This is a genomic window from Burkholderia oklahomensis C6786, from assembly GCF_000959365.1.
Classification (GTDB): domain Bacteria; phylum Pseudomonadota; class Gammaproteobacteria; order Burkholderiales; family Burkholderiaceae; genus Burkholderia; species Burkholderia oklahomensis.
The window spans coordinates 3,964,960-3,991,628 of the sequence record NZ_CP009555.1 but is presented as its reverse complement, the minus strand read 5'-3'; the positions used below and the strand labels follow the sequence as shown (position 1 = coordinate 3,991,628).

The 26,669-nt window shown below is 67.0% G+C and carries 22 protein-coding genes, 2 tRNA genes and 3 pseudogenes; 15 read left to right on the top strand and 12 right to left on the bottom strand.

The features are described from left to right. The first annotated feature begins 16 nt into the window (after positions 1-16). A complete protein-coding gene (locus BG90_RS17705) occupies positions 17-712 on the top strand; it encodes a DUF2968 domain-containing protein (RefSeq protein ID WP_010104017.1) in 696 nt (231 codons plus the stop codon). Between the two features lie 140 nt (positions 713-852). Here BG90_RS17705 and hfq read toward each other — a convergent pair whose 3' ends face one another. Then, the gene (hfq, locus tag BG90_RS17700; protein ID WP_045568255.1) at positions 853-1,440 is read right to left on the bottom strand and encodes an RNA chaperone Hfq; all 588 of its coding nucleotides are present in this window, start codon (positions 1,438-1,440) and stop codon (positions 853-855) included. Positions 1,441-1,745: 305 nt separating this feature from the next. On the opposite strand from hfq, the gene BG90_RS17695 reads away from it, so the two are divergent. Next, positions 1,746-2,018: a hypothetical protein gene (locus BG90_RS17695; protein WP_025989829.1), complete on the top strand. Its 273-nt coding sequence runs from the start codon at positions 1,746-1,748 to the stop codon at positions 2,016-2,018. Between the two features lie 136 nt (positions 2,019-2,154). On the opposite strand, the gene BG90_RS17690 is transcribed toward BG90_RS17695, so the two are convergent. From BG90_RS17690 to BG90_RS17675, 4 genes are all read right to left on the bottom strand, one after another. Continuing rightward, positions 2,155-3,120: a DUF1571 domain-containing protein gene (locus BG90_RS17690; protein ID WP_025989828.1), complete on the bottom strand. Its 966-nt coding sequence runs from the start codon at positions 3,118-3,120 to the stop codon at positions 2,155-2,157. A gap of 55 nt (positions 3,121-3,175) precedes the next feature. Further along, positions 3,176-4,948, bottom strand: coding sequence for an AMP-binding protein (locus BG90_RS17685; protein ID WP_045568254.1), 1,773 nt, complete (start codon positions 4,946-4,948; stop codon positions 3,176-3,178). Positions 4,949-5,126: 178 nt separating this feature from the next. Continuing rightward, positions 5,127-6,092, bottom strand: coding sequence for a TetR/AcrR family transcriptional regulator (locus tag BG90_RS17680; protein ID WP_038802582.1), 966 nt, complete (start codon positions 6,090-6,092; stop codon positions 5,127-5,129). A 216-nt stretch (positions 6,093-6,308) separates the two neighbouring features. Beyond that, entirely contained in the window at positions 6,309-7,535 is a 1,227-nt protein-coding gene (locus BG90_RS17675; RefSeq protein WP_010103991.1) for an MFS transporter, read from the bottom strand. Positions 7,536-7,880: 345 nt separating this feature from the next. Between BG90_RS17675 and BG90_RS17670 the strand changes: the two genes are divergently transcribed. The 3 genes from BG90_RS17670 (at position 7,881) to BG90_RS17660 (ending at position 10,971) form a co-directional block, all read left to right on the top strand. Then, the gene (locus BG90_RS17670) at positions 7,881-8,435 is read left to right on the top strand and encodes a GNAT family N-acetyltransferase (RefSeq protein WP_010103989.1); all 555 of its coding nucleotides are present in this window, start codon (positions 7,881-7,883) and stop codon (positions 8,433-8,435) included. A gap of 150 nt (positions 8,436-8,585) precedes the next feature. Further along, a complete protein-coding gene (locus tag BG90_RS17665; protein ID WP_010115663.1) occupies positions 8,586-9,212 on the top strand; it encodes a ParB-like protein in 627 nt (208 codons plus the stop codon). A gap of 46 nt (positions 9,213-9,258) precedes the next feature. Beyond that, positions 9,259-10,971: a SulP family inorganic anion transporter gene (locus BG90_RS17660; RefSeq protein WP_010115662.1), complete on the top strand. Its 1,713-nt coding sequence runs from the start codon at positions 9,259-9,261 to the stop codon at positions 10,969-10,971. Positions 10,972-11,132: 161 nt separating this feature from the next. On the opposite strand, the gene BG90_RS17655 is transcribed toward BG90_RS17660, so the two are convergent. Further along, positions 11,133-12,707: a zinc-binding metallopeptidase family protein gene (locus BG90_RS17655; protein WP_038800764.1), complete on the bottom strand. Its 1,575-nt coding sequence runs from the start codon at positions 12,705-12,707 to the stop codon at positions 11,133-11,135. A gap of 296 nt (positions 12,708-13,003) precedes the next feature. Here BG90_RS17655 and BG90_RS17650 point away from each other — a divergent pair, with 296 nt between their 5' ends. After that, positions 13,004-13,243, top strand: coding sequence for a hypothetical protein (locus BG90_RS17650; protein ID WP_010115659.1), 240 nt, complete (start codon positions 13,004-13,006; stop codon positions 13,241-13,243). Positions 13,244-13,299: 56 nt separating this feature from the next. On the opposite strand, the gene BG90_RS17645 is transcribed toward BG90_RS17650, so the two are convergent. The 3 genes from BG90_RS17645 to BG90_RS17635 form a co-directional block, all read right to left on the bottom strand. Next, the gene (locus BG90_RS17645) at positions 13,300-14,781 is read right to left on the bottom strand and encodes an alkaline phosphatase family protein (RefSeq protein WP_010115658.1); all 1,482 of its coding nucleotides are present in this window, start codon (positions 14,779-14,781) and stop codon (positions 13,300-13,302) included. A 545-nt stretch (positions 14,782-15,326) separates the two neighbouring features. Continuing rightward, positions 15,327-15,413 (bottom strand) — tRNA-Leu (locus BG90_RS17640). A gap of 155 nt (positions 15,414-15,568) precedes the next feature. Next, a tRNA-Leu gene (locus tag BG90_RS17635) sits at positions 15,569-15,655 on the bottom strand. A 224-nt stretch (positions 15,656-15,879) separates the two neighbouring features. Between BG90_RS17635 and rnr the strand changes: the two genes are divergently transcribed. From rnr to BG90_RS33175, 6 genes and pseudogenes are all read left to right on the top strand, one after another. Further along, positions 15,880-18,315, top strand: coding sequence for a ribonuclease R (rnr, locus tag BG90_RS17630; protein WP_010103980.1), 2,436 nt, complete (start codon positions 15,880-15,882; stop codon positions 18,313-18,315). 135 nt (positions 18,316-18,450) lie between these two features. Further along, positions 18,451-19,194, top strand: coding sequence for a 23S rRNA (guanosine(2251)-2'-O)-methyltransferase RlmB (gene rlmB / locus BG90_RS17625; RefSeq protein ID WP_010103979.1), 744 nt, complete (start codon positions 18,451-18,453; stop codon positions 19,192-19,194). Between the two features lie 451 nt (positions 19,195-19,645). Continuing rightward, positions 19,646-20,539: an N-acetylmuramoyl-L-alanine amidase gene (locus BG90_RS17620; protein WP_010115657.1), complete on the top strand. Its 894-nt coding sequence runs from the start codon at positions 19,646-19,648 to the stop codon at positions 20,537-20,539. A gap of 120 nt (positions 20,540-20,659) precedes the next feature. Beyond that, positions 20,660-20,851 (top strand): annotated as a pseudogene (locus BG90_RS37025) (transposase); the annotation flags it as partial. Next, a pseudogene (locus BG90_RS37020) lies at positions 20,837-21,122 on the top strand (H-NS histone family protein). The pseudogenes BG90_RS37025 and BG90_RS37020, both read left to right, overlap by 15 nt. A gap of 485 nt (positions 21,123-21,607) precedes the next feature. Next, positions 21,608-21,870 (top strand): annotated as a pseudogene (locus BG90_RS33175) (PAAR domain-containing protein). On the opposite strand, the gene BG90_RS33170 reads toward BG90_RS33175, so the two are convergent. Beyond that, a complete protein-coding gene (locus BG90_RS33170; RefSeq protein WP_081469771.1) occupies positions 21,845-22,132 on the bottom strand; it encodes a hypothetical protein in 288 nt (95 codons plus the stop codon). The pseudogene BG90_RS33175 and the gene BG90_RS33170 sit on opposite strands and share 26 nt — an antisense overlap. Here BG90_RS33170 and rpiA point away from each other — a divergent pair. The 3 genes from rpiA (at position 22,131) to BG90_RS17605 (ending at position 24,962) form a co-directional block, all read left to right on the top strand. Next, complete coding sequence (gene rpiA, locus BG90_RS17615) at positions 22,131-22,826, top strand: ribose-5-phosphate isomerase RpiA (RefSeq protein WP_010103968.1); 696 nt, start codon at positions 22,131-22,133, stop codon at positions 22,824-22,826. The genes BG90_RS33170 and rpiA overlap by 2 nt on opposite strands. A 336-nt stretch (positions 22,827-23,162) precedes the next feature. Continuing rightward, positions 23,163-23,876, top strand: a complete 714-nt coding sequence (locus BG90_RS17610) for a FadR/GntR family transcriptional regulator (protein WP_010103964.1) — start codon at positions 23,163-23,165, stop codon at positions 23,874-23,876. Between the two features lie 102 nt (positions 23,877-23,978). Then, positions 23,979-24,962: a Gfo/Idh/MocA family protein gene (locus BG90_RS17605; RefSeq protein ID WP_010103962.1), complete on the top strand. Its 984-nt coding sequence runs from the start codon at positions 23,979-23,981 to the stop codon at positions 24,960-24,962. A 55-nt stretch (positions 24,963-25,017) separates the two neighbouring features. Here the strand turns inward: BG90_RS17605 and BG90_RS17600 are convergent, their stop codons facing one another. Together BG90_RS17600 and BG90_RS17595 are read right to left on the bottom strand one after the other, a co-directional pair. Continuing rightward, a complete protein-coding gene (locus tag BG90_RS17600) occupies positions 25,018-25,677 on the bottom strand; it encodes an amino acid ABC transporter permease (RefSeq protein ID WP_010103961.1) in 660 nt (219 codons plus the stop codon). A 130-nt stretch (positions 25,678-25,807) separates the two neighbouring features. Beyond that, positions 25,808-26,602 carry a cystine ABC transporter substrate-binding protein gene (locus BG90_RS17595; protein WP_010115653.1) on the bottom strand — a complete coding sequence of 265 codons (795 nt, stop codon included), beginning with the start codon at positions 26,600-26,602 and terminating at the stop codon, positions 25,808-25,810. Positions 26,603-26,669: the final 67 nt, after the last annotated feature.

Below are 26,669 nucleotides of genomic sequence, written 5' to 3'. Positions count from 1 at the left end.
GAGCCACATACGGGGAATGGGGCGCGTCTTCGTCGCGATCGCGGCGGCGGGCGGCCTCTGCGGCGCGCATGCGCAGGCATTGGATGGCGACGGCGGCGCGTTGACGGCGTCCGCCGCGCCGGCGGCATCGGCCGTTTCGGCGCCGGCCGTCGTCAATCTGTCGGCGCCGAGCGCGCCGACGGCCGCGAGTGTCGACGCGAACGGGCAGAGCACGATCGACGAACTGCAGCGGCAGATCCAGGCGCGCGAGCTGACCGAAATGCGCACGACGTACAACGGCAGCTACGGCGCGAGCCTGCTGCTCAATGTCAAGGAAGGCACGTACTTCGTCGCGCTGTTCCAGCAGAAGGCATTCTGGCGCGTGATCAAGACGGCGAACGATGCGCGCGCGGAAGCGGTCTACCGCGATTTCGCGAAGCAGTCCGAGAATCTCGCCGTGAGCGAGCTTCAGGCGGCGAAGCTCGAGTCGCAGAAGGCGCAGACGGACCGGCAGATCGCTGCCGCGCAGGAGCGGGCGAACCGGCTGCAGGCGGATCTGAACATTGCGCGCGAGCAGCGGGCGGCCGTCGCGAGCCGGCAGAAGGACAAGCTCGACGAGGCCGCCGCGCTGCAGGCGCAGAAGAACGAGCTGCAGGATCAGCTGCGCAAGCTGCAGCATCAGGTGCGCTCGCTGCAAAGGCAGGCTGACGCCGGATTGCCGAGAGTACGGTGATCACAAATGGGGCGGGGCGGGACCGGACGGCCCCGCTACGGGCAAGCGCCGGCTTGCGCCGCGACGCGCGCGCTCCCGAAGCGCGATGAGAAAAGGGCAAGCCGTTCACCGGCTTGCCCTTTTCGTATGGACGGAGGCGCTTATTGGCCGTCGGTCGGACCGAGCGAGCGGCGGCGGCGCGTGACGATCACGGGGCCGTTGCCGTTGCGCTCCTGCGTGCCGGACGGCGTCGACACACCGTCTTGCGGCTCGCGCGGCGCGCCGTACGATTCACGGGGCTCGCGCGGTTCACGCGGCTCGCGCGCGCCGTAGCCATCGCCGCGGGGTTCGCGGGAGCCATAGCCGCCGCCGTCGCGGGATTCGCGGGAGCCATAGCCGCCGCCGTCGCCGCGCGGCTCCCGCGAGCCGCCGTGCGAGCCGTACGGACCGTGGCCGCCGCCTTCGCGCCCGCCGGAGCGGCCGCCGCCGCCGTGCGGGCCGCCCGGACGCGGACCGCGCGGGCCGCCCGGACGGGAGCCGCCCGTGTCGAGCTGGATTGTCGAGATGGCGCGTTTATAGATGCCTTGCAGGCCGACGGGCGTGCGCAGCATCACCAGGTACTGGTCGAACGACTCAATGCACCCCGTCAGGCGAATACCGTTGACGAGATAGATTTCGACGCGCTTGCGTTCCTTGCGCGCGGCATTGATGAAGTCGTTTTGCGGATGGGATTCTGCAGGATTGGCCATTAAAAAGCGGCAGGTGCCGGCGTCAATTAAGAGTTATGCGTTTCGCCGCATGCGAACTTACACAGCGTTTTGCGGGATTTTACCCTGTTCGAACCCGATGCGCGCGCGAGCGTTTGTGTCCAACCGTTACCCACTATAGACGCTCTCGTGCATTTGCGCGATCCGTCCGATCGGCTAAAGCGCGTTTGGCCGCACTTTCGTTACGTCGGGTTACAGCTCTCGCACGGCCGTTGCACCTGCTGCCGCGCAGGTCCGCTAGAGTGCGTTCACGAAGCCGGCCGGGCCGGCGAAACGAGGTGACGAACATGAAAAAAATGCTGACGATCACGATGCTGGGCGTCGCGGCGCTCGCCGCATCGGGCGCCGCGACGGCGGGCGGCGTCGACCTGTCGATCGGGCTCGGCGTGCCGGTCGCGCCTGTCTATGTGGCGCCGCAGCCCGTCTACGTCGCGCCCCAACCGGCGATCGTCGGGTATCCGGCGTACGGTGGATACGAATGGCGCGGCGACGACGATGAAGACCGCTGGGAGCGCCACCGGCACGAGCGACGGTGGCGCCGCCATCACGACGACGACTGATCGAGTCGATTGCGTGACGGTTGGCCGCCTCGGCCGGCCGAAGCGCCGCCGCAGCGAAATGCCGCGCGAGCCGGAAGGCCGCGCGGCTTTTTTTGCGTCGATTGCTCGTCGCCGTTCATGACGAAACGATGACGGATCAGAACTTGTAATCGGGATTCTTCGGATCGAACGCCGTTTCGTCGAACGACTTCGGCGTGATCTTCTCGAACACGATCCGCTCGAACACGCGCCCGTCGTTGTCGAACGATTCGACGGTGCGGAAGTACGGCTGCCGCAGATCGAGCCCGAGCGTTTCCTTCTTCGCGTAGAACTGCGGCCGGCCGCCGGGCGTTTCGTAGGTGAGCGCGACGACGCGCACGCCCTTGATCGTCTTCGCCTCGACGTGCGCCGGCTTCAGCACGCCGGCCTCGCGGTATTTCTTCGCTTCGCTCAGATAGAGGTTCGCGATGAACTCGGTGCCGAGATCGCGCGCCTGATGGTTCGACTGCGCGCGGGCGAGGGCGCCGTCGAGCGACGTCCACATCGGCACCTTGCCGAGCAGGCCGCCCAGGTGGCCGTACATCTCGTCGGCGCGCTTCGTCGAGTCGTAGATCACCTCCTGGCCCGAATGCGCGCCGTCCGGCAGCCACTTCGCGTAGACGCGCAGCGGCCCGCGCGTCACCTTGATGAACATGTGGTCGGGCGTATCCGACCATTTGCCGCTGATGCGCTCCTGGCGCAGCATCGTGAATTCGTACGACGGATAGCCGATCGGTCCCGCCGCGACGTAATCGGGCACCGTCTGCGGATCGAGCGACTTGAAGAGCGCGGTGAGCGTCGCATCGTCGAGCTTCTCGAGCGCGCCCTGGCGCGCGCTCGCGCGCAACCAGCGTACCTGCTGGTCGACGGGCAGCTTCGCGACCTTCGCGAGCTCGGGCGGAAGCGCGGCATCCGCCGCGCCGGATTCGACGGCGGCGGGCGCTTCGGCGTTGGCCTGCGCGTGCGCGGCGCCGTTGGCGAGCACGAGCGCGAGCGCGCCCAAGGCCGAGGCGGTGGCGAGGCAGCGCCGCGCGAACCGTGTTCGCGAAGACGAGGGCTGGTATTGCAGCGAAGCGTACGACATGCATTCCTCCCAGGAAGCGGTCCAGAAATCGTGTAGTGGCGTTTTCGTTTTAGTATCAGTGCTTCGCCGACGGATTCGCCGGCGCGTTCGCGAGCTTCGCGAGTTCCTCGTCGCGCAGCGCGCGGCGCAGGATCTTGCCGACGTTGGTCTGCGGCAGCGCGTCGCGGAACTCGACCGCCTTCGGCATTTTGTAGCCCGTCAGGTTCTTGCGGCAGTGCGCGAGCACTGCTTCGACCGTCAGCGACGGATCGCGCGGCACGACGAACACCTTGATGCGCTCGCCGTGCACGGGATCGGGAATGCCGATCGCCGCCGCCTCGCGGATGCCCGGATGCGACACGAGCACGTCTTCGATCTCGTTCGGATATACGTTGAAGCCCGACACGAGAATCATGTCCTTCTTGCGGTCGATCAGGCGGATGAAGCCTTTTTCGTCCATCACGCCGATGTCGCCTGTCGCGAGCCAGCCGTCGGCGTCGATCACCTTCGCGGTCTCGTCGGCGCGCTGCCAGTAGCCGCGCATCACCTGCGGGCCGTGCACGCACAGCTCGCCCGGCTCGCCGACGTTCGCCCACCCGCCGTCCTCCTTGCGAAAGCGCACGAGCGTCGACGGCGCGGGCAGCCCGATCGAGCCGCTGAACGAGCGCTTCTCGTTCGCGTCGTACGGATTCATCGTGACGATCGGCGAGCACTCGGTGAGCCCGTAGCCTTCGACGATCGGGCAGCCGGTCACTTGCTCGAAGCGTTCGGCGACCGCGCGCTGCATCGCCATGCCGCCCGCCATCGCGAGCTTGAGCTTCGAGAAGTCGCGCTTGCGGAATTCCTCGTTGTCGAGGAACGCGTTGTAGAGCGTGTTGATGCCGGTGATGCCCGTGAAGGTCTCGTGGCGCAGGATCTTCATCATCGTCTTCGTGTCGCGCGGGTTCGCGATCAGGATGTTGCGCCCGCCGAGGCCGAGGAAGATGAACGCATTCACCGTCAGCGAATAGATGTGATAGAGCGGCAGCGGCGTGAGCACCGTCTCGACGTCGCCGGTGAGCTGATCCTCGATCCACGCCTTCGCCTGCAGCAGGTTCGCGATCAGATTGCCGTGCGTGAGCATCGCGCCTTTGGCGACGCCCGTCGTGCCGCCCGTGTACTGCAGGAACGCGAGGTCGTCGTGCCCGAGCGCGACGGGCGTCGGCGCGCGGCGCGCGCCTGCCGCGAGCGCCGCGCGCAGACGCACGGCCTGCGGCAGCCGGTACGGCGGCACGAGCTTCTTCACGTGCTTGAGCACGAAGTTGATCAGACGGCCTTTCGGATTGAGGCCGTCGGCGAGCAGGTCGCCGAGCGCGGTCACGACGACGTGCTTGATCTGCGTTTCGGGCAGTGCTTCCTGCAGCGTCTTCGCGAAGTTCTCGAACACGACGATCGTCTGCGCGCCGCTGTCCTTCAACTGATGCGCGAGCTCGCGCACCGTGTAGAGCGGATTCACGTTGACGACGATCGCGCCCACCTTCAGCGCGCCGAACAGCGTGACCGGATACTGGAACGTGTTCGGCAGCATGATCGCGACGCGGTCGCCGGGCTTCACGCCGAGGCTCTGCAGATACGACGCGAACGCGGCCGCCTTGCGCGCGAGCGTCGCGTAGGTCATGCGCGCGCCCGCGCTGATGAATGCGACGCGGTCCGCGTAGCGCGTCGTGCAATCGTCGAAGTACTGGGCAAGCGATCGGTATTGCGCGACGTCGATGTCGTGCGTCACGCCGGCGGGGTACGACGCGTACCAGATGCCATCGGTGTTCGGCGCTTGGGCGTGGGCGTGGGCGGGCGCAACGGGGGCGGTCATCGCTTGTCTCCTGAATCGTTGTGATGGGCCGACGCGCGGGCGTCGGCGGCGCGGCGCTTGACGCGCCGCGCGATGCGTTGCTGGGGTGTGCGACGGAAGCGGCGCGTCGGATCGCGACGGACCCGGCGCCGCCGCGATCGGCCGCGCGCCGCTCGGCCGTGACGCGCTGCGCGCGACCTCAGGTCGCGTGGGATTCGTGCGCGGCCGCGACGACCGGCTCGGCCGCGACCGCTTCGGTGCGCGGTGTCGCCGGCATCGGCGCGACGGACGCCGGGGCGACGGACGCCGGCGGCGCGATGTCCGCCGCGGGCGCCGAAACGGAGACCGGTGCGATCGCGGGCGCGACAGCGGGCGCCGACGGCGCGGAAACGACTGGCGCCGAAACGACAGACGGCGCGATTGCCGCGAGCGGCTCGGCCGGCTGTGTCGCGCCGGCTGCGGCCGCTGCGCCGTCGAGCACCGACGCGAAGATCGTGAGCTGCGTCGCGTCGGGCATCGGCGCCCTCAACGCGGCGACGATCAGCGACGACAGCCGCGCGATCATCTGCACGTCGTTCATCGTGCGGCCTTGCGTGAATTCGTCGATGAGGCTTTCGGTCTCCGCGCCCGCGAGCGCGCCCGACAGCGCGCCGATCGCGTAGTGCAGCCGCCAGCCGAGCTCCGCGCGCGGCAGGTTCGGCAGCGCGCGCTGGAACGCGTCGAAGAAGCGGCCGGCGACGGTCGCGTAGTGCGCGGTCAGGAAATTGCGCACGAACGCCGACGGATCGGTGTACGCGCGGCCGATAAGCCTGAGGAATGCGCGGCCGCCGCGTTGCGGATCGCGCGACGCCTGCAGCGCCGGAATGAACATCGCGCCCAGCACGTGCTCGCACGTGACGTGCGCGCCGAGTTGCGCATCGAACCGGTCGAGGATGCGCAGGCGCTCCTCGTTCAGTTGATCGAGGCGCCGCGACAACATCGCGTGGATGAGCGCTTCCTTGCTGCCGAAGTGATAGTTGACCGCGGCAAGATTCACCGCTGCGCGCGATGTGATTTGCCGCATCGACATCGCTTCGAAGCCATGCTCGATGAAAAGATCTTCGGCCGCATCGAGGATGCGCGCCTTCGTCCCGCCGGATTGCCGGCTGGCCTGTCGAACTGCCATGTTCCGCCTCCCTTGCCGGTTTCCCGGTACGCGAACAAGCGATTCAAATGTGTAATTGAAACAGCCGTTTTCATTAAGATAAAAAGCGGCACGGGGTGGCGGCAAGCGTTCTTTGTGGACAAACTCCTCTAGAGCGTTCAGTGCGATGCAGCATGAACGACGCGCTGCGCACTGTCCGACGCGCGCTTGCGCGATGGTGCGCCGCCGCGTTCCGGGCTATCCCGTCGTCGGGCTCATCGCGGCCGCCTGCGTCATGTCGATTCCGCGTCGCTCGCGGCTGAACACAATTAAAACGCAGATGACGACGGCGACGATGCCCGCGACCGTCGCGAGCGCCATGCTGTAATCGTTGCCGTGATTGACCGCGAGCTGCGCCTGCATCGTCGCGTTGCCCGATGCGAGCAGATTGCCGAGCTGGTAGACGAAGCCCGGGAACGTCGCGCGAATCTCGTCCGGCGAGATCTCGTTCAGATGCACGGGGATCACGCCCCATGCGCCTTGCACCGAGATCTGCATCAGGAACGCGCCCGCGGCCAGCGCGAGCGCGCCGGTCGAGAACGCCCACAGCGGCAGCACGGGCAGCGCGATCATCGCGGCGATGAAGATCGCGCGGCGGCGGCCGATCCGCTCGGACAGCCAGCCGAACGTGAGGCCGCCGACGATCGCGCCGATGTTCAGCACGATCGTGATCCACGACACCGTGTGCGGGTCGAAATGATGCTGCTCGCGCAGGAAGGTCGGATAGAGATCCTGCGTGCCGTGCGAGAAGAAGTTGAACGCGGTCATCAGGACGACTGCATAGATCGACAGCTTCCAGTTCTGCTTGAGCGTCGCGACGAGGCTCGGGCGCACGCGCTTTTCCATCTGCTTCCACGCGGGCGACTCGGGCACTTTCGCGCGCACGTACAGCACGAGGAGCGCGGGCAGCACGCCGATCATGAACATCCCGCGCCAGCCGATGTACTGGTAGAAGAGGCCGAAGACGACCGATGCGAGCAGATAGCCGCTCGGGTAGCCCGCCTGCAGCAGGCCCGATACGGCGCCGCGCGCGCGCGTCGGAATCGTCTCCATCGTCAGTGCGGAGCCGACGCCCCATTCGCCGCCCATCGCGATGCCGAACAGCGTGCGCAGCACGAGGAGCGCGGCCAGGCTCGGCGCGAAGCCGGACGCGAGCTCGAGCAGCGAGTAGCACGCGATGTTGATCATCAGCGTCGGCCGGCGGCCGAAGTGGTCGGCGAGGCGGCCGAAGATCAGCGCGCCGATCGGGCGCGCGGCAAGCGTCAGCGTGATGGCGAACGCGACGGCGGGAATTTTCGTGTTGAACTCGGCGGCGATGTCCTTCAGCACGAAAACCATCAGGAAGAAATCGAATGCGTCGAGCGTCCAGCCGAGATAGGCGGCGATCGTGACGTTGCGTTGTTCCCGCGTCCAGCTTAGGGTCATGGCGGCGGTCTCCTCGAGAGGGAAGCGCCGTGGTCGCTTGCACCGTCCGGGCTGGCGCTGTGCGCAGGCGGTAACGCGAGTGTACGCCGCTCATCGCGCGCGTGAAGGCTCCGAGCGATCCGATCCGGATTTATCCCTATGAAATACATTGTTGCGCGGCAAGCAATCGATGCGTTTGCCGATGCGTCTGCGTCGACGCATCGCGCCGCGTTGCTTCATGCGATGTCACGCGAGGTTGCGCGAGGTTGCGTTGCGTCGTGCGAGTCGACGGGATTCGCACCGGTTTCCGCGATGCGGCGAGCGATGCTAAGGTGGCGCCGTCTTCTTTTTTTCACGTGCTTACAGATGGATTCGGATTCGCAAGCTCGTCCGGCGCTGCCGATTTTCGAAACCGGCCGCTTGTGGCTGCGCCCGCGCGTGCTCGCCGATCTCGACGCATGCATCGCGATGGATCGCGATCCGGACGTGACGCGTCACATCGCCGGTCCATGGGACGATCCCGCCGAGCACCGCCGTTTCGTCGAGCACCGGATCACGCGTGCGTATCCGCCCGGGCTCGGCTACTGGTCGATCTTCGAGAAGGCGCGTCCGGACCGGTTCGTCGGATGGACGCTGCTGATTCCCGATTACGTCGACGGCGGCCGCGACGTCGAGATCGGCTGGCGCCTCATGCGCGCCGCGTGGGGGCGCGGGATCGCGAGCGAAGCCGCGCAGTGCGTCGTCGGGCACGCGTTCGGGACGGTCAGGCTGCCGCGCATCGTCGCCGATATCGCCGCGGCGAACGACGCGTCGCTGAACGTCGCGCGCAAGCTCGGGATGCGGCGCGTGGGCGTCGTGCAGGACGGCATCCCGTACATTCGCCACCGGCTCGAGCGCGCGGATCTGACGGCTCGCCGCTGATGCGCCGGCGCGCGGCCGATGGCGGCGCGCGCGCCGCGCATCGTGCGGCGGTGCGGCAGCGCGCCTTGCGCAAGTCTCGGGGGCAATGCGCTATTAACGCGGACGCCGATCCCATGTATCGTTGCCGAAATCGATTTCGGGAGCCCCATCATGACGATCGGCCAGGACGTGCATCTCATTTCCGCCAAGCTCGACGCGCTGCGCCCGACTCAGATCACGGTCGGCTATCGCGAAGTGAAGGCGAAGCGCAAGCATTGGAAGTCGCTCGGCAAGAAGGCGCGCAAGGCGGCGATCGAGTCGCACTGGTTTCCGGCCGTGCTCGGGCCGGGCGGCGAGTACTTCATCACCGATCATCATCATCTCGGGCTCGCGCTCATCGAAGAGGGCGTGAGCGAGGTGAGGGCGATGCTGCTGAAGGACTTGTCGTGGCTCGGCGAGACGATCTTCTGGCGGATGATGGAGCACAACCAGTGGGTGCATCCGTTCGGCGCGAACGGCGCGCGCCACGACTACGCCCGTCTGCCGAAGACGCTCGTCGGCCTGAAGGACGATCCTTACCGCAGCCTTGCGGGCGAGCTGCGCACGGCGGGCGGCTATGCGAAGGACGCGACGCCGTTCAGCGAATTCCTGTGGGCCGATTTCCTGCGCCCGAAAATCGCGTTGACGGAAATCCGCAAGGATTTCGAGAAGGCGCTCGAAGCGGCGCTCGCTCACGCCCATGCGCAAGAGGCGCGCTATCTGCCGGGCTGGTCCGGCGTGATCGCGGCGCCGCGCTGAGCGCCGCGTTTTCGGCCGAGCCACGGGTCACCACCACGGAACGCGCATGGACCGTCATTCGAACCGTCTCGATGCGCCGCCGCAGCACGCCGCGCATTTCGCCGCGCTCGACGAGCCGCCCACGCCGCGCGGCCGGCGCACGGTGCTCGATGCGCTCGCCGGACTGTCGATCGCGGGCCTGCTGATTCCCGAGGCGGTCGCGTACGCGGGGCTCGCGAACCTGCCGCCGCAGGCGGGCCTCATCGCGCTCCTGGCCGGGCTCGTCGCCTACGCGATCGCGGGCAGCAGCCGCTTCGCGATCGTGTCGGCGACGTCGTCGTCGGCCGTCGTGCTCGCGGCGACCGTGATCTCCGAAGCAGGGCCGAACGTCGCCGCGCAGCTCCTGCTCGCGGCCGCGCTCGTCGCGACGACGGGCGTCCTGTTCATCCTCGCGGGCGCCGCGCGCCTGGGCGGCATGTCGGACTTCATCGCGCGCCCGGTGCTGCGCGGCTTCACGTTCGGCCTCGCGCTCACGATCGTCATCAAGCAGTTGCCGAAGATTCTCGACGTGCCGATCCATCACAGCGATACGCTGCGCGTCGTGCTCGACCTGTTGCTCGGGATTCCGAATTGCAACGTGCACAGCGCGGCGCTCGGCGCGACGGCGCTCGCGATCCTGTTCGCGCTCGGACGGCGCTCGCGCGTGCCGGCTACGCTCGTCGTCATCGTGCTCGGCATCGCGGCCGGCTATTGGATCGACTGGCATCGCTACGGTATCGCGATCGTCGGCACGATCGACCTGCAGAACCTCGCGGTCGGGATGCCGGCGCTCGGCCGCTCCGCATGGATGCAGACGGCCGAGTTCGGCTTCGCGCTGATGCTGATCCTGTACGCGGAGTCGTATGGGTCGATACGCAACTTCGCGCTGAAGCACGGCGACACGATATCGCCGAACCGCGATCTCGTCGCGCTCGGCTGCGCGAATCTCGTGTCGGGGCTGCTGCACGGGATGCCCGTCGGCGCCGGCTATTCGGCGACGTCGGCGAACGAGGCCGCGGGCGCGCAGACGCGCATGGCGGGCCTCTTCGCGGCAGCCGTGATCGCAATGATCGTCTGGCTGCTGCTGCCGCAGCTCGCGCGCATCCCGGAGCCCGTGCTCGCCGCGATCGTGATCTTCGCGGTCAGCCATTCGCTGCATCCCGAAGTGTTCCGGCCATACTGGATGTGGCATCGCGACCGGATCGTCGTGATCGCCGCGCTGTCGGCCGTGATCGTGCTGGGTGTGCTGCACGGCCTGCTCGCCGCGATCGGCGTGAGCCTGCTGCTGACGCTGCGGCAACTGTCCGAGCCGAACGTGAGCGTGCTCGGGCGGCTGCGCGAGAGCCACGATTTCGTCGACGTGTCGATGCACGAGGACGCGAAGCCGATTCCGGGCGTGCTGATCGTGCGGCCCGAGGCGCAACTGTTCTTCGCGAACGCGGAGCGCGTGCTGAACATGGTGCGGCATCTCGCGCGCGACGCGCAGCCGCCCGTGCACACGGTGATGCTGAGTCTCGAAGAGTCGCCCGACATCGACGGCACGACGATCGAAGCGCTGAAGACGTTCGCCGCCGAATGCGATGCGCGCGGCTGGCGTCTCGTGTTCGTGCGCCTGAAGCCGAGCGTGCTGCGCGTGCTGCAGCGCGCGGCCGACGGGGCGCTGCGGGCGGGCGCGCTGTCGGAGCTGAGCGTCGACGAGAGTCTGCAACTGCTGGCGGCGGGCGAGTCGGCGGGCGCGTGACGCGTCGGCATCGGTCGCCGCTGCGCGTTCGTGCCCGGCGCGCGCGGCGGCTGGCCAGCGCGACGACGGGCTGCGCCGGTTCGTTCCGCTTGCGCTTTCCCGATGCCCGTTCGACCCGTTCGCTCGCACGCCGTCACGCCACGCGCGCCGGTCCGCGCGCGTCACGGCGTCGCCGCGCGCATCCCCGGCTGCACCGCGCGCAACTCGGAGAAGGGCACGCGCGACAGATCGAGCAGCGTCTGCGTCGTCGCCGCGATTTCGCGACGCAGACGCGCGTAGTCGATCTTGTCCGCGGTCGTCACGCCGTAGTTGAGGAGATACGTCGGGCCTGTGATGAAGTTGATCGTCGGCACGTGCCCGCGGCCCCAGAAGTACTGTCCTTCGCCGGGCCAGACCGCATCGTTGGGGCTGCCGCTGCCGCTCGGGTTCAGCGGCGGCATCACGAACGCCGGCGCCGCGTCCGCGCGGCGCACCAGTGCGTCGGCCGCGTCGACGAGCGCCGGGACGGTCGGCATGAACAGCGCCGTCGGCTCGGCCTTGCCGGTCGGCACGAGCGCGCCGCGCGCGTTCGGCAGCCATTCCTGCGCGCCCAGATGCTCGATCGTGACGACGCACGCGATCCGTGCGACGAGGCCGTCGTGCGCATGGCGAGCGAGGAAATCCTCGACCCCGACGCCGCCCGCGAAATGCCCGCTCGACAGCATGATCATGATCGTGCGCGGCAGCGCCTCACGCGGCACGCGGCTCAGATACTGCGCGATCGCGACGATCGCGTTCGGGCCGTTGTCTTCGATCCCGTTCGTGCCGTCCGTATGGCTGTTGACGACGGTCAGCTCGTCGGTCGCGCCGGGAATGATGCCGATCAGGTTGCGGGTCCGCACGCGCTCGATGCTCGCATCGAGCGATAGCCTGAGCGTCGCGCGGCGCTCCGCGAGCGCCGCGAGCTTCGCGCCCGTCGCGCGATCGACGAAGAGGCCGGGCACGCGGCGCAACTGGCCGTCGTACGGCGCGTAGAGATCGGTCGCCTCGGCGACGGACGTGTCGGCGACGATCGCGACGCCGGCCGCGCCCGCGGCCTGCAGCTTGTCGAGCATCGCGGTGAGCGGGCCGATCATGTAGCTCGTGCGCACGTAGGGCGCCGACGGCGGAAACGCATTGTCCGGATCGAAGATGCGCAGCGCGCGCTCGTGGAAGAACGCGCCCGACAATGGCACGTCGGGCAATTCGACGACGGCGATCTTGCCCGCGATGTCCGCGTCGGGCGCTTGTCCCGGCGCGAGATACCGGATCGGCGCGACGACGCCTTCGCGGCCGGTATCGCCGGAATACGGGATGTAGCCGGCGACGTCGATGCGTTCGGGCGGCGCGCCGTCGACGACGTCGAGCCGCCAGTGGCGCGCGGTCCAGCGCGTCATCGTCACCGCTTCGGTATAGAGCTGCGGCACGCCGGCGCGCGCGAGACGGCGGCGCAGCGCGTCGATGTAGCGTTCGTGCGCGGGCGAGCCGGTCGACCGCAGTCCGCGGCGGTCGAGGTCGATCTGCCAGCGCACGAGCTGAGCCGGCGGCAGGAACTGCGACGCATCCACTTCGACGGCCGCTCGATCCGGCAACGCGGCTGTCGGCCAGGCGTCTGGCTTCGGATCGGCGTGCGCCGCTTCGGCGATCGGCAGCGCGAGCAACAGCGCGCATCCGGAAGCGCCGAGCAACCGGCGCGTCCATGACATGAGCCGAGTCATTCGAATCTCCTCGAGAAGCAGATCGCAGGGCGGCCGATCTGCGATGCGACGTGGGCCTCGGTGGCGCCCTCGTCGGACGATATGAAACGAACGTAGCAACGAATCGATGCGCGATCGCGTGGGGCGGCGCGTCGACATCGAAGCGCCTCGTGACCTCGAAGCGCCTCGTGACGTCGAGGCTCGCGTGTCTCGGCCTTCGCGCATCGGCCGGCGTTTCGACGCACGTCCGGCGCGCGAGACGTCACGCTTGCCGCCCCGTGCAGCGTTCGACGTCCTGACACGGTTGCGGCGAATGCATGTCGGCTTCGGCGATGTGGCTCGTGGCCGGCGGCGTGCTGCGGGTGATGCGAAGAACCCACCTGGCGATGCTGTTCGACGCGGCTGAAGGCGAACGCACGACGGCTGCATCGCACACGCATCGTCGCGGACACGCCGAACGCCACGGCGCGCCGCTTCGCACCTACGCGTGGCGCTTGGTGATGGGCCTCACTCAGCCTCGCATGCCGCCGCGCAAGCCAGCGCAAGCCAGCGCATGACAGCGCATGACAGCGCATGACAGCGCATGACAGCGCATGACGCCGCGCCCCCGCGCTCAGCGTCGTCGCTTGCGCTGCGGCGGTTGCCGTTGCTGCAGTCGCTGCTGCTGCCGCTGACGGTGCTGGCTCCATGCGGCGCCGCGATCGCGGATGAAGTTCGACAGCTCGGCGGTCGACGCGAGCGGCGCCTCGGCTTCCTCGTAATAGCCTTTCTCGTTGCGCAGCGGCAGCGCGGCGACGCGCGCCGCATGGATCTTGTCGAGCCTCGAAGGCCTCGCCGCGTTCGGATGGAGCAGCGTCGACACGGGCACGATCACGCCGCTCAGCGGATCGTCGGCGGCGGCGCGCGGGGTCGCGAGCATGAGCACGTCGCCGAGCGACGGAGCGGCTTGGTCGCGCGCCGTCAGCGGCGCCGTTCCGAAGCGCTCGCTGATCGTCTTCAGCACCGACGTGTGATCGATCGTGCCCGTCGCGCTTCGGAACACGGTGCCCGCCGCGATGAGCGGCGAGACGAGCACGGCGGGCACGCGCACGCCGAAGCGCGTGAAATCGAAGCCGAATTCGCCGACGGTGCCGTCGCCGGGCGGCGCCGCGCCCGACGGCGGCGGGACGTGGTCGTAGTTGCCGCCGTGCTCGTCGTACGTGATGACGAGGAGCGTGCTGTTCCACGCCGGGCCGTTGCGCAGCGTGTAGTAGACGTCGTGAATCAGCTGCTCGCCCGCGGCGACGTCGTAGTTCGGATGCTGGCTGTTGCCGTTCGCGTCCCAGCTCGGCTCGATGAACGTGAACGCGGGCAGCGTGCCGTTCGCCGCGCGCGCCTGGAAGTCGCGGAAGTGGCCGAAGTGGCTGTCGTCGGCGTTCTGCGTGTCGGGAAAATCGTGACGCGTGAGCGGATCGCGGTTGTAGCCGAAGATCGCCCAGTCGACGCCCCGGTCCGACAGCCGCCCGAAGATGCTCGGACACGTGAAGATCTTCACGTGATCGTCGAGATGGCCTTGCGACGTGCCGGCGAGCGCGAACGCGCGGTTCGGCATCGTCATCGTCGGCGCCGACGCGAACCAGCGGTCGCACACCGCGTAGCCTTTCGCGAGCCCCGACAGCACGGGCAGCAGTTCGGGCGTGTACATGCCCATGATCTGCGCGGGCGTCGTGCCGGGCAGCGCGTCTTTCTCGTGTCGCGATTGATCGGTCGCGATCGCCGACTTGAAGTTGACGACGAAGCCTTGATTGGTCGGCACCGCGCCGGGTGCGGGATTGTCGTCGGAGAACAGTTGATAGTTGGTGTTCTGAAAGCCTTCGCCGGGATCGGCGCCCGGCATCAGGTACGGATGCGGATCGGTCGCCCGGATCCGGTAGACGCCGACGGGGCGGCCGAGATCGTCGGGATTCGATTCGTTGCCGGTCAGTCCGTCGAAGGGCTGGCCGGCGGGCGACTGGTTGCCGTTGTCGGAATAGAGAAAGCCGAGCATCTGATCGAACGAGCGGTTTTCGAGCATCAGATGGACGATGTGTTCGATTTTGTCGAGCTGATTCGCCAAGAGTTGACTCCGGTCGGGATGCATCCGTCGAGCGCTCGGGCGGCCGCGCATGGCGGAGGCGAAGGGCTTTCCGGCTTGCGCCGGGCCTTGGATTTGTGTGCTGAAAGTGCGTAGGGCACGTGATCGTTATACGAATGCCGGCGTAGAAGTTCAAATGCGATGCGTCGGAACGGCGGCGTGGGGCGCTTTCGGCGCCGCGCGACCGTGTGATTCGGTCCGCGTGCGCGCGAGGCGGACGGACGATTCGAACGCGCTGCATCGGAGCGTTCGCGCTGGACGATGTGCGAGCGCAGCATGCGTTCGTCAGGAAGGCGTTCTGTCGGTCGCCCCGAGCGGAGCTGCGCGGTGGGCGGGCCTGGGCAGGCTCCCGGATCGCGTGACGAGCGCGCGGCCGGGCGGATGGATCGACGGCAGTCGCAATGACGGCGTATGCGCGGGGTGCGCCGTGCTGACGCGTGACGCGGACGAGCGGGACAGCTCGCGCGAAAAACAAAAAACCCCGTACGCGATGCGTTACGGGGTTCGTTGTGTTGCTCGAGAAGAGATGGTGCCCAGGAGAGGACTCGAACCTCCACGGTGTTGCCACCGCTAGGACCTGAACCTAGTGCGTCTACCAATTCCGCCACCTGGGCACTGCTGCATCGAGCAAGACCGCTATTTTAGACGTCTCATGAATTCTGTCAATAGAAATTTGGGGTGAGACCAAAAATTCATGAAGACAGTGTTCAACGAGGCGCATGCAGCCTCACACCAAAAGAAAAAAGCCAGCTTGCGCTGGCTTTGAATCTGGTGCCCAAGAGAGGACTCGAACCTCCACGGTGTTGCCACCGCTAGGACCTGAACCTAGTGCGTCTACCAATTTCGCCACCTGGGCAGGTGTGTGCTGCAAAGACCGCCATTATAGACGGCCGATCGAGCCTGTCAACACTTTTTCATTGTCCGCGCGAGCTGCGGCGAGCGCGGCGCAATACGCGGCGCGCGGTCCGTTTGTCGCAGCGGCGGGTGTTAGAATGGGGCGGCATGAGCGGCGCGCCCGTTCGGCTCCGCTTGCCGCGGTCGCGCAAGCCAAACGCAACGAGAAAAATCATCGACAAGCCCTTGAGCAAGTATCCGTATCCCATTCCGAGCCGCGAAGAGATTCTCGGCGTGCTGCGCACGAGCGACGCGCCGCTTGCGGCGAACGACATCGCCGAAGCGCTGTCGATCAAGCGTCAGGAGCGCGAAGGATTTTTTCGGCGCGTCGCCGCGATGGAGCGCGACGGCCAGATCCGGCTCGACAAGCGCGGCCATTATCAGCTGACGCATCCGTCCAACTTCGTCGCGGGCCGCGTGCAGGGCCATCGCGACGGCTACGGCTTCGTGATCCGCGACGACGGCCAGGACGACCTGTTCCTGCCGAACGCCGAGATGCAGAAGGTGATGCACAACGATCGCGTGCTTGCGCGGATCGTCGGCTACGACCGGCGCGGCCGGCCGGAAGGGCATGTCGTCGAGGTGACCGAGCGCGCGAACAAGCGCGTGATCGGGCGTCTGCTCAACGAGAACGGCGCGCTCATCGTCGCGCCCGAGGACAAGCGGATCGGCCACGACATTCTCGTCGCGCAGAACGCGAAGAAGGCGAAGGTCGGGCAGGTCGTCGTCGTCGAGCTCACCGATTTCCCGAGCCGTCATTCGCAGCCGCTCGGCCGCGTCGTCGAGGTGCTCGGCGACATCGACGATCCCGGCATGGAGATCGAGATCGCGGTGCGCAAGTACGGCGTGCCGCACGAGTTCGGCCCGGACGCGCTCGGCGAGGCCGCGGCGCTGCCGGACAAGGTGCGGCCCGGGGATCTGCGCTATCGCGTCGATCTGCGCGACGTGCCGCTCGTCACGATCGACGGCGAGGACGCGCGCGACTTCGACGACGCCGTATATTGCGAGCCGATCGCGGTCGGCCGCGGCGAGGGCTTCCGCCTCATCGTCGCGATCGCGGACGTGTCGCACTACGTGGAGCCGGGCAGCGCTCTCGACGCCGACGCGGTCGAGCGCAGCACGTCCGTCTACTTCCCGCGCCGCGTGATTCCGATGCTGCCCGAGAAGCTGTCGAACGGGCTCTGCTCGCTGAATCCGCAGGTCGACCGCTGCGTGCTCGCGTGCGACATCATCATCACCGCGCGCGGCGACATCAAGGCGTATCAGTTCTATCCGGCCGTGATCCATTCGGCCGCGCGCCTCACGTACACCGAAGTGGCCGCGGTGCTCTCGAACACGAAGGGGCCGGAGGCCGCGCGCCGCGCCGAGCTGATGCCGCACCTGCAGAACCTGTACGGCGTCTACAAGGCGCTTTTCGTCGCGCGGCAAAAACGCGGCGCGATCGATTTCGACACGACCGAGACGTACATCGTCTGCAACGCGCAAGGCAAGATCGAGCAGATCCTGCCGCGCCAGCGCAACGAAGCGCATCGTCTGATCGAGGAATGCATGCTTGCCGCGAACGTCTGCGCGGCGGATTTCCTCAAGCGCAACAAGCATCCGGGCCTCTACCGCGTGCACGCGGGGCCGACGCAGGAAAAGCTCGAGAACCTGCGCGCGTTCCTGCGTGACATGGGGCTCACGCTGGGCGGCGGCGACACGCCGCACGCGAGCGACTACGCGGCGCTGATGGCGCACATCCGCGACCGGCCCGACGCGCAGATGCTGCAGCCGATGCTGCTGCGCTCGATGCAGCAGGCGGTCTACAGCCCGGACAACATCGGCCACTTCGGTCTCGCGTACGACGCGTATGCGCACTTCACGAGCCCGATCCGCCGCTATCCCGATCTGCTCACGCACCGTGCGATCTACGCGATCCTGTCCGGCAGGAAGTACACGCCGAAGTCGCCGGAAGGCATCGAGCTGAACACCGCGCTGTCGCCGCGCGCCCGCGCGATGCAGCGCGAGGACGACGAAGCGCGCGGGCGCGCGCGTTCGAACACGGCGATCTGGGAAGAGCTGGGGCTCCACTGCTCGGCGAACGAGCGGCGCGCGGACGAGGCGTCGCGCGACGTCGAGGCGTGGCTCAAGTGCTATTTCATGCGCGACAAGCTCGGCGAGGAGTACGGCGGGATGGTGAACGGCGTGACGTCGTTCGGCATCTTCGTGCAGCTCGACGCGCTCTTCATCGAAGGCCTCGTGCACGTGACGGAGCTGGGCGCCGACTACTTCCAGTACGACGAAGTCAAGAACGAGCTGCGCGGCGAGCGCACGGGCATCCGCTATCGGCTGTCCGATCGCGTGCGCGTGCAGGTGAGCCGCGTGGATCTCGACGCGCGCAAGATCGATTTCCGGCTCGTGCGCGAGACGCCCGTCAAGGCGCCGCGCCCGGCGGCGTCGGCTGCCGCGGTGGAGCCGGGCGGTCCGCGTGTGCGCTCGCTGCCGCCCGCTGATGCGCCGGCGCGCCGCAACAAGACCGTGAGCGCGCCGAGCGCAGCGGTGAAGGAAGCGCGCGCGGCGCGCAAGAAGGGCGCGGCGTCGAAGCCGGCCGCGAAGAAGGCGCGTTCGCGCAAGAAGTACTGATCGAGCGCGTCGCCGTCGAGCGGCGACGCCGATTGACCGAGACGCCGCGCACCCGGATGGGCGCGCGGCGCTTTCCATTTTCAATGCGGCCGTGCGATGCGCGGCCGCGCGTTTTGATCGAAGGTTGTTCCAGCCATGTCACGTCTGAAGGTTCTCTACGGTTTTCATGCGGTGACCGCACGCATGCGGCACGATGCGTCGACGGTCGCGGAGGTGTTCTACGATCAGACGCGCCGCGACCGCCGTATGCAGGATTTCCTGCATACGGCGAAAGAGGCGGGCGTGCGTCTCATCGCCGCCGACGAGACGCGGCTCTGGGGGCTCGCGCATACCGAGCGCCACCAGGGCGTCGTCGCGCGCGTCGAGGATCTGCCGCTTGCGCAGAACCTCGCCGAGCTGCTGGATGGCATCTCCGGGCCGGCGCTGCTGCTCGTGCTCGACGGCGTGACCGATCCGCACAACCTGGGCGCATGCCTGCGCGTCGCCGACGCGGCGGGCGCGCACGCGATCATCGCGCCGCGCGACCGTGCGGCCGGGCTCAACGCCACCGCCGCAAAGGTCGCGAGCGGCGCGGCCGATACGGTGCCGTACATCACGGTGACGAATCTCGCGCGGGCGCTGCGCGAGCTGAAGGACGCGGGCGTATGGGTGATCGGCACGTCCGACGACGCGACGGCGAGCCTCTACGACACGAAGCTCGACGGCCCGGTCGCGCTCGTGATGGGTGCGGAAGGCGAGGGAATGCGGCGCTTGACGCGCGACACGTGCGACGAAGTGATGTTCATTCCGATGGTGGGGAGCGTCGAGAGCCTGAACGTGTCGGTCGCGAGCGGCGTGTGCCTGTACGAGGCGGTTCGGCAGCGGGGCGCGAAGCGGTAGGCCCGCGCGTGTGCGTTTGCCGCCGGATTCGAACGGCGGGCGAGCGCAGCATTGTCCACGGCGCTCGACGGCGCGCATGCGGCGGCTTGCGTTGCGGATGCGTTCGCGTGCGTCGTTGTCGAAGCGAATCGAATCGCGACGCGGCGGTTTTCATCGACCAAGGCGCTAATGCGCATCAGATTGCTGACGAACCCCACGTTTTCGGAATGTGGGGTTTTGTGTTTTAGGCGAACGCGATTTCGGCGTGGCGTGAAGCGAGACGGTCCGGATGGGGCTGCGCGCCAATGCGCTTTTTTGTTGCGATAGGGCTGCCGCCTTGACGCATCGTCCGTCGCTCGCACAAAACATACACAAAACGTGCAGGAATGCGATCGACGAAGCGTCTAGAATGAGGCGCTCATGTCGGGGCGGCCTCGTCCCGGCGACCGCAGATTTACCGAGCACCGTCATCATGAAATTCCCTTTCCGCCACGCGTTTCTCGCGAGCCTCAGCCTGCTCGCCGCCTGTACGACGCCCACGCTCGTCAATCACGGCGACTATTACGCCGATACGAGCCGCCCCGCGCGCAGCGTCGATTCGCGCATCCGTTTCCTCGTCATGCATTACACCGAGATCGGCGAGGCGCAGTCGCTGCGCGTGCTGACGCAGGAAAACGTCAGCGCCCATTACGTCGTGCCCGACCAGCCGAGCCTCGAGCGGGGCGTTCCCGTCGTCTATCAGCTCGTCCCGGAAAGCGAGCGCGCGTGGCACGCGGGCGTGAGCTCGTGGCAGGGCGCGACCGAGTTGAACGGTGTGTCGATCGGCATCGAGAACGTGAATCGCGGCCCGATCGATACGCCGCAGGGCCGCATGTGGGCGCCGTATCCGCCCGCGCAGGTCGACGCGATCGTTCGGCTTGCGAAGGATATCGTCAGCCGCTACCAGATTCCGCCGACGCGCGTCGTCGGCCACAGCGACATCGCGCCGCAGCGCAAGACCGATCCCGGCCCGCTGTTCCCGTGGCGCGCGCTCGCGAAGGCGGGCGTCGGCGCGTGGCCCGACGACGAGACGGTGGCCGCGCGTCTCGCGGGGCGGCCGCCGAAGTCGCTTGTCGACGTGCGCGAGCTGCAGCTGAAGCTCGCGCGCTACGGCTACGACGTCGCGACGGACGGCGTGCTCGACGATCGCACGCGGCGCGTGATCGCCGCGTTCCAGATGCATTTCCGGCCGACCGATTACGTCGGCAATCCGGATGCGGAAACCGACGCGATCGCGCAAGCGCTGCTCGACAAGTACATGCCCTCGCAGCCGGCGCCCGAGCGCGACGCGGCGGCCGACGTGGCAAGTGCGGCTGCGGCGCCGTGAACGCGTCTGGCGGTCGGGCGACGAAGCGATCGAGCCGCTAAGCGGCTGAATGGTTCCGACAAAATGAATCGCGGGGGCTGTTAACCCGCATCGCGCTCTGTTAACCTCTTCGTTGTTTCGCTGACGAGAAGGCTATGGCAAAACCGATTGTGGTTACTGATCCAACCACTTCTGCCTGCGCCGAAGCCACGCCGGACGCGATACCCGGGGCGCAAGCCGCTCGACGATCGCGCCGTGCTGACCGGCATCCTGTTCGTGCTGCAATCCGGCATTCCGTGGGAGATGCTTCCGCAGGAAATGGGTTGCGGCGCACTCAATAAGGAAGCCGAAGCAGCAAAGCAACGTGAAATTTCAACGGTCCTGTCGGATATCCGTGAGGCTGTCTTGAGATATGAAATCAGACCCGAGCAAATTTTCCCGAATTGGGCGAGACTGCGCTCGCCCGACAAGCGGCGGGGCCCGCTTTCCCCAAAATATCGGAATCCAATGACGGGGGAGACGTGGAACGGTCGGGGACGAGCGCCGAAATGGCTGGTCGGCGCTGTCGCGCGACGATTTTCTCATCGCCCGGCCAATGCAGTGAGCGATTGAGCCCGACGCGAGGGGCGAGCGGCTTTTCAAATCGCTGAATCCACAGCGATTTTGAATTCTCGACCAGTCAGCCGATTTTTAACTCAAGCCCTCGTCCAGCTCTGCGCTCGAAATTGGATTTGCACGAGTGGGCGGAGGCTGACTCATTGGCGAGTTCGGTTTCGCTGCCGCGGACGCTCCGGCAGACGCTCGGCTCATCGCTGCACGGATTTGACCTGTTAATTCTGACGGATCTCGCGTCATTTCATCCAATGGCGCCATCTGCGGAGCGATCGTGAACCTTCGTTAATTTGTCAGGCTTTTCCCCCGACCTTGCTAAAATCGACGCGCCGTGAGGAATGCGTCAATCGCCTCGAAAATCGATACTCCTTCAATTCAAAATCAATCGGCGGCCGAACGGCACGGCGACGATCGTGATGCTGAGCCTCCCCGACGCAGAAGCAGCCAGACGCGAGTCCCTTCCGATAAGGGACCCGTATGCGCGGCGTGATTCGCATCGGTGACTCGACTTCGCGCGGCGGCCGCGTCGAAACCGGCCGCGAGAACTCGACCGTGATGGGCGGGCGGTCGCCGGTGTCGGCGATCGCTGTGCCTGCCCGATGGATGGTCACGAACGTTGCGTGATCGTGGAGGGGGATGAAAACGTCCGCATCGACGGTCGCGCAGTCGCATTCGGCGGACACAAAACCGCGTGCGGAGCCACACTGGTCTCGTCTATTTCAATTTCGGGGCGCGCGTGACGCGCCTCGTCAAATGTGCCGCGGCGACCATTTTCCCAAAATCGAAATCCCAAAATCGGAAGCCGCCGGAGAGCGGTGCTGGCGAGCGGCCGAAAGACCAAGCAGCCAAGCGGCCAAACGATAGCCGATCCAAACGGCCAAGCGTCGCCGCCGCGATGCGTTGCGTTGCCTTGCCGCTGCCGTCGCATCGAAAAAAAACGTCGAGCGGAGCGTCTCCGGTAAACTTGCGTTTTTCGCACTTCGATTGCTTGACGCTTCTCATGACACAAGACGAACTCAAACGCCTCGTCGGCGAGGCCGCTGCCCAATACGTGATCGACAACGTGCCGGAACGCGCGGTGATCGGCGTCGGCACAGGCTCGACCGCCAACTGCTTCATCGATGCGCTCGCGGCCGTCAAGGACCGCTATCGCGGCGCGGTGTCGAGCTCGGTGGCGACGACCGAGCGCCTGAAGTCGCATGGCATCAAGGTCTTCGACCTGAACGAGATCGAGTCGCTGCAGGTGTACGTTGACGGCGCCGACGAGATCGACGGCGGCGGCGCAATGATCAAGGGCGGCGGCGGCGCGCTGACGCGCGAGAAGATCGTCGCTTCGGTCGCCGAAACGTTTGTCTGCATCGCCGACGCGAGCAAGCGCGTCGCGGTGCTCGGCCAGTTCCCGCTGCCCGTCGAGGTCGTGCCGATGGCGCGCACCGCGATCGGCCGCCGGCTCGCCGCGCTCGGCGGCGTGCCCGTGCTGCGCGTGAAGCAGGACGGCACGCCGTACGTCACCGACAACGGCAACGAGATCCTCGACGTGAAGGGCCTGCGCATCCAAGATCCTCGCGCGCTCGAAGCGACGATCAACGGCTGGCCCGGCATCGTGACGGTCGGCCTGTTCGCCGAGCGCGGCGCGGACCTGTGCCTGCTCGGCACCGAACACGGCGTCGAGACGCTCCGCTACGTCAAGCGTTAAATAAATCATTCAAGAGTGAATTCGATGCGCGAAGGCAATTAAGTCGGTCAAATCAATCATAAGAATTTTGATCGCCGACGCTTTCGGCACCCCTTCAATCCGAGGTCCGGCGAGCTTGCAACAAGCTTGCTGGACCTATTTTTTTGGGGTCGTTTTTTTCTGGATATAGTAAGAGGGATTACCCTGTCAGGTGTTTTCCAGATAGCGGAATTGCGACGAACTCAGCAACGTATCGATCATAAGAACAAAGCTGAAAGTCACGTCATTTCGATACAGAGGGCCGGCGAGACTGCGAGGGCATTGTGCCAACACAGGTGATGTTCGGGGAGAGGTCTCATGGAGCAGGGAAAGGACCGGTCACTGGTCAGTAAAGTGATGGATGGGCTTGTCACGGGAATCGTCGAGGACAAGTATGGCGGCATTTTGCCGCCGCAGGACGTGCTGTCGAAGGAGTTCGACGTCAGTCGCACCGTGATGCGCGAAGCGCTCTCGATGCTGCTGGCCCGCGACATGCTGGACGTGCGTCCGAAGGTCGGCACGCGCGTGCGGCCGATGAGCCACTGGAGGATGATCGACGAAGACGTCGTGAACTGGCGTTTCCGGGCAAAGCCGGATCGGCAGTTCATGCGCGACGTGATCGAGTTTCGGACATTGATCGAGCCGCGCGCGACCGCGCAGGCGGCAAGCCGCGCGACCGCGGCCGAGATCGCGGGCATACGGGAGGCATTCGAGCTGTTCAAATTGGCCGAGCCGGGGACACCGGCATATGACGAGGCGGATGAACTGCTGCATACGCGGATCGTGCATGCGAGCGGTAATCAGTTCTTCCAACAAATGGCGGCGATCATTCGCGGCGCGCTGCGCGTCGTGAATCCGCGGATGAGCCGGCGCGACGACATCCGTGCGCTCGCGCTCAAGTCGCACGGGCGGGTGGTCGAGGCGATCGAACGGCGCGATGCGCGCGAGGCGGAAGCGGCCGCGCTCGAGCTGATCGACTACACGGCCGAGGAGATGCGCGATTTCGCAGTCGAGGTGCCCGAACGCAATTGAGGGCCGTGCCGTGTCGCATGCCGGATGCCGGCCGTTTATCATGACGGCCGGCCGGGCTGCGCGCCCGACGCCGGACTTCCTCAGCGACACGGAATTGACTCGATGACCGATTATCAACCGACGCCGATTCGCTTCGGCATCGTCGGCGCGGGCAGCATCGCGCGCCGGTTCGCACAGAGCATCGCGCACGTGCGCGGCGCCGCGCTCGCGCACGTGTGGGCGCGCCGCGCCGATGCGGCCGCCGCGTTCTGCGGCGCGCACGGCGGCGCGCCTTGCGCAAGCTTCGACGCGCTCCTCGCATCCGAAATCGATGCGGTCTACATCGCGACGCTGAACGACAGCCACGCGCCCTACGCGCGCGCGGCGCTCGCGGCCGGCAAGGCGGTGCTTTGCGAAAAGCCCGCGACCGTCAACGCGCGCGAGCTCGAAGAGGTGCTCGCCGTCGCGCACGCGCAGAAGCGTCTGTTCATGGAGGCGATGAAGCCGCCGTTCTATCCGCTGTACCGGAAGCTGCGCGCGCATCTCGAGCGCGATCCGATCGGTGACGTCGCGCTCGTGCGTGCGGGCTGCGCGTCGTCGACGGTGCCGGCCGATCATCCCGTCTACCGCTTCGAGCAGGCGGGCGGCGCGCTGCTCGACATCGGCATCTACGAGATGTTTCTGGCGGTCGACTGGCTCGGCGCGCCGCTCGACGTGCAGACGCTCGGCCGCGTCGGCGCGACGGGCGTCGACGTGTTCGCGAGCGTCAACGCGCGGCACGAGCGCGGTGTGTCGCAGCTATTCTGCGGGCTCGACGTGATGGGGCGCGGCGACGCGCTTCTCGCGGCGGCGGGCGGCTACGTGACGATTCACGAGAATTGGTGGAATCCGGCGCGAGCGACGGTCCGCTACGCGGACGGCCGCGTCGTCGAGCTCGACGAGCCGTTCGAGGGCGGCGGCCTCAACTACGAGACCGCGCACTTCTGCGAGCTGCTGCGCGCGGGAGCGCTCGAGAGCCCGGTGATGACGCACGATCATTCGCGGCGAATGATCGCGATGACGGACGCGGCGCGCGCGGCGCTCGGCATACGCTATCCGATGGATTGAACGGCGACGCGGGCGTGCCGGCCCGCGTTATGCGCGCGTGGGCGCAACGCTCCGATCAATGTCGGCTCGGCAGCGCGAGCCGCCGCTCGTACCAGCGCTGCACCCATTCGAGGAGCTGGCACAGCACCCAGTAGACGGCCGCCGCGGCGAGATAGAGCGGCAGCGGCTGATAGGTCGACGCGATGATTTCCTGCGCGCTGCGCAGCAGCTCGGTGACGGTGATCACCGACACGAGCGACGTGTCCTTGATCAGGCTGATGAGACTGTTCGACAGGCTCGGCACCGCGATCCGCAGCGCCTGCGGGCCGATCACGTAGCGCAGCGTCTGCCGCCACGACAGCCCGAGGCTGTAGGCCGCGAGCCATTGCCCCTTGTCGATCCCGTTGATCGCGCCGCGCATGCTTTCGGACATGTAAGCGGCGACGTTCGCGGACAGCGCGATCACGCCGGCGGGCGTCGGATCGAGCGAGATGCCGAGGCTCGGCAGTCCGTAATAGATGACGAAGATCTGCACGAGGAGCGGCGTGCCGCGCATCACGCTCACGTACGCGCGCGCGAGGCCGGCGAGGACCGCGCTGCGGCCGATGCCCATCAGCGCGAGCGCGACGGCGCCGACGAGGCCGAGCACCATCGACAGCACGGCGAACTTGACGGTCAGGAGCGCACCCTGGAGCAGGACCGGGAGCGATTGGGCGAGGAGGGAAGTGATCGGCATGTGAAGCGGGGACGAGGCTTGCGCGAAAGCGCAATCATAAACCGGACGCGCAATGCAAAGGGCGGCACCGCTGCGGATGCCGCCCTCGTTCGCCGCCGGATGGGTGCGGCAAGACTACGAGGCTACGCGCTCACTTGACGGGCTTCGTCACGTCGATGCCGAACCACTTGTCCGAGATCTTCGTGAACGTGCCGTCGGCTTCGAGCTGCGTCATCGCTTCGGCGATCGCCTTCGCGAACTTCGGATTGCCTTTCTTGAACGGAATGCCCGACGGGTTCGCCGAACCGACGTTCGAGCCCGGGCGCAGCGGAAGCTGCGAGTTCTTCGTCAGATACGCGAGCATCAGACGGTCGTTGAGCGCCGCATCCAGCCGGCCGGCCGCGAGGTCGCGCAGGTATTCGGGCGCGCCCGGATACGTCTTCACGTCGATGCCCGGCACCGACTTCGCCATGTCCATGTAGTTCGTGCCGAGCGCGACGCCGAGCTTCTTGCCCTTCAGGTCCTCGAGCGACTTGAACTGGCGCGTGTCGTCCTTGCGCTGGATCAGTTGCGCGGACGAGAACGTGTACGCCGGCGAGAAGTCGAGCGTTTCGCGGCGCTTGTCGGTGATGCCGACCTGGTTGACGATCACGTCGAACTTGCCCGCCTGCAGGCCGGCGATGATGCCGCTCCATTCGGTCGTGACGAATTCGGGCTTCACGCCGAGCTTCGCCGCGATCGCCTTCGCGATGTCGACGTCGAAGCCGACGAGCTCGCCTTGCGGGTTCTTCGAGTTGAACGGGGGGAACGTGCCTTCGAGGCCGATCCGCAGCGTGCCGCGTTGCTTGACTTCGTCGAGCAGGTCCGCGGCGTGCGCGGTGGCGGCGACGAACGACGCGCCGATCAGGCCGGTGACCAGAAGCTTCTTCAGCGACGCAATTTTCATCGTGTTGTTTCCTTGCCTGGGATGAGACCTTCGATGAGGCCTTGAGATCGATCGCGCAATGATAGCG

Excerpts from the sequence above, each read along its gene's own strand:
- BG90_RS17690 (WP_025989828.1), bottom strand. The coding sequence starts at position 3,120 with ATGTCGTACGCTTCGCTGCAATACCAGCCCTCGTCTTCGCGAACACGG.
- BG90_RS33170 (WP_081469771.1), bottom strand. The coding sequence starts at position 22,132 with ATGAGAAGCGTCAAGCAATCGAAGTGCGAAAAACGCAAGTTTACCGGA.
- BG90_RS17650 (WP_010115659.1), top strand. The coding sequence starts at position 13,004 with ATGTCGGCTTCGGCGATGTGGCTCGTGGCCGGCGGCGTGCTGCGGGTG.
- BG90_RS17705 (WP_010104017.1), top strand. The coding sequence starts at position 17 with ATGGGGCGCGTCTTCGTCGCGATCGCGGCGGCGGGCGGCCTCTGCGGC.
- BG90_RS17605 (WP_010103962.1), top strand. The coding sequence starts at position 23,979 with ATGACCGATTATCAACCGACGCCGATTCGCTTCGGCATCGTCGGCGCG.
- BG90_RS17670 (WP_010103989.1), top strand. The coding sequence starts at position 7,881 with ATGGATTCGGATTCGCAAGCTCGTCCGGCGCTGCCGATTTTCGAAACC.
- BG90_RS17620 (WP_010115657.1), top strand. The coding sequence starts at position 19,646 with ATGAAATTCCCTTTCCGCCACGCGTTTCTCGCGAGCCTCAGCCTGCTC.
- rlmB (WP_010103979.1), top strand. The coding sequence starts at position 18,451 with ATGTCACGTCTGAAGGTTCTCTACGGTTTTCATGCGGTGACCGCACGC.
- hfq (WP_045568255.1), bottom strand. The coding sequence starts at position 1,440 with ATGGCCAATCCTGCAGAATCCCATCCGCAAAACGACTTCATCAATGCC.
- BG90_RS17665 (WP_010115663.1), top strand. The coding sequence starts at position 8,586 with ATGACGATCGGCCAGGACGTGCATCTCATTTCCGCCAAGCTCGACGCG.
- BG90_RS17655 (WP_038800764.1), bottom strand. The coding sequence starts at position 12,707 with ATGACTCGGCTCATGTCATGGACGCGCCGGTTGCTCGGCGCTTCCGGA.
- BG90_RS17685 (WP_045568254.1), bottom strand. The coding sequence starts at position 4,948 with ATGACCGCCCCCGTTGCGCCCGCCCACGCCCACGCCCAAGCGCCGAAC.
- BG90_RS17695 (WP_025989829.1), top strand. The coding sequence starts at position 1,746 with ATGAAAAAAATGCTGACGATCACGATGCTGGGCGTCGCGGCGCTCGCC.
- rpiA (WP_010103968.1), top strand. The coding sequence starts at position 22,131 with ATGACACAAGACGAACTCAAACGCCTCGTCGGCGAGGCCGCTGCCCAA.
- BG90_RS17660 (WP_010115662.1), top strand. The coding sequence starts at position 9,259 with ATGGACCGTCATTCGAACCGTCTCGATGCGCCGCCGCAGCACGCCGCG.
- BG90_RS17595 (WP_010115653.1), bottom strand. The coding sequence starts at position 26,602 with ATGAAAATTGCGTCGCTGAAGAAGCTTCTGGTCACCGGCCTGATCGGC.
- BG90_RS17610 (WP_010103964.1), top strand. The coding sequence starts at position 23,163 with ATGGAGCAGGGAAAGGACCGGTCACTGGTCAGTAAAGTGATGGATGGG.
- BG90_RS17680 (WP_038802582.1), bottom strand. The coding sequence starts at position 6,092 with ATGGCAGTTCGACAGGCCAGCCGGCAATCCGGCGGGACGAAGGCGCGC.
- BG90_RS17600 (WP_010103961.1), bottom strand. The coding sequence starts at position 25,677 with ATGCCGATCACTTCCCTCCTCGCCCAATCGCTCCCGGTCCTGCTCCAG.
- BG90_RS17675 (WP_010103991.1), bottom strand. The coding sequence starts at position 7,535 with ATGACCCTAAGCTGGACGCGGGAACAACGCAACGTCACGATCGCCGCC.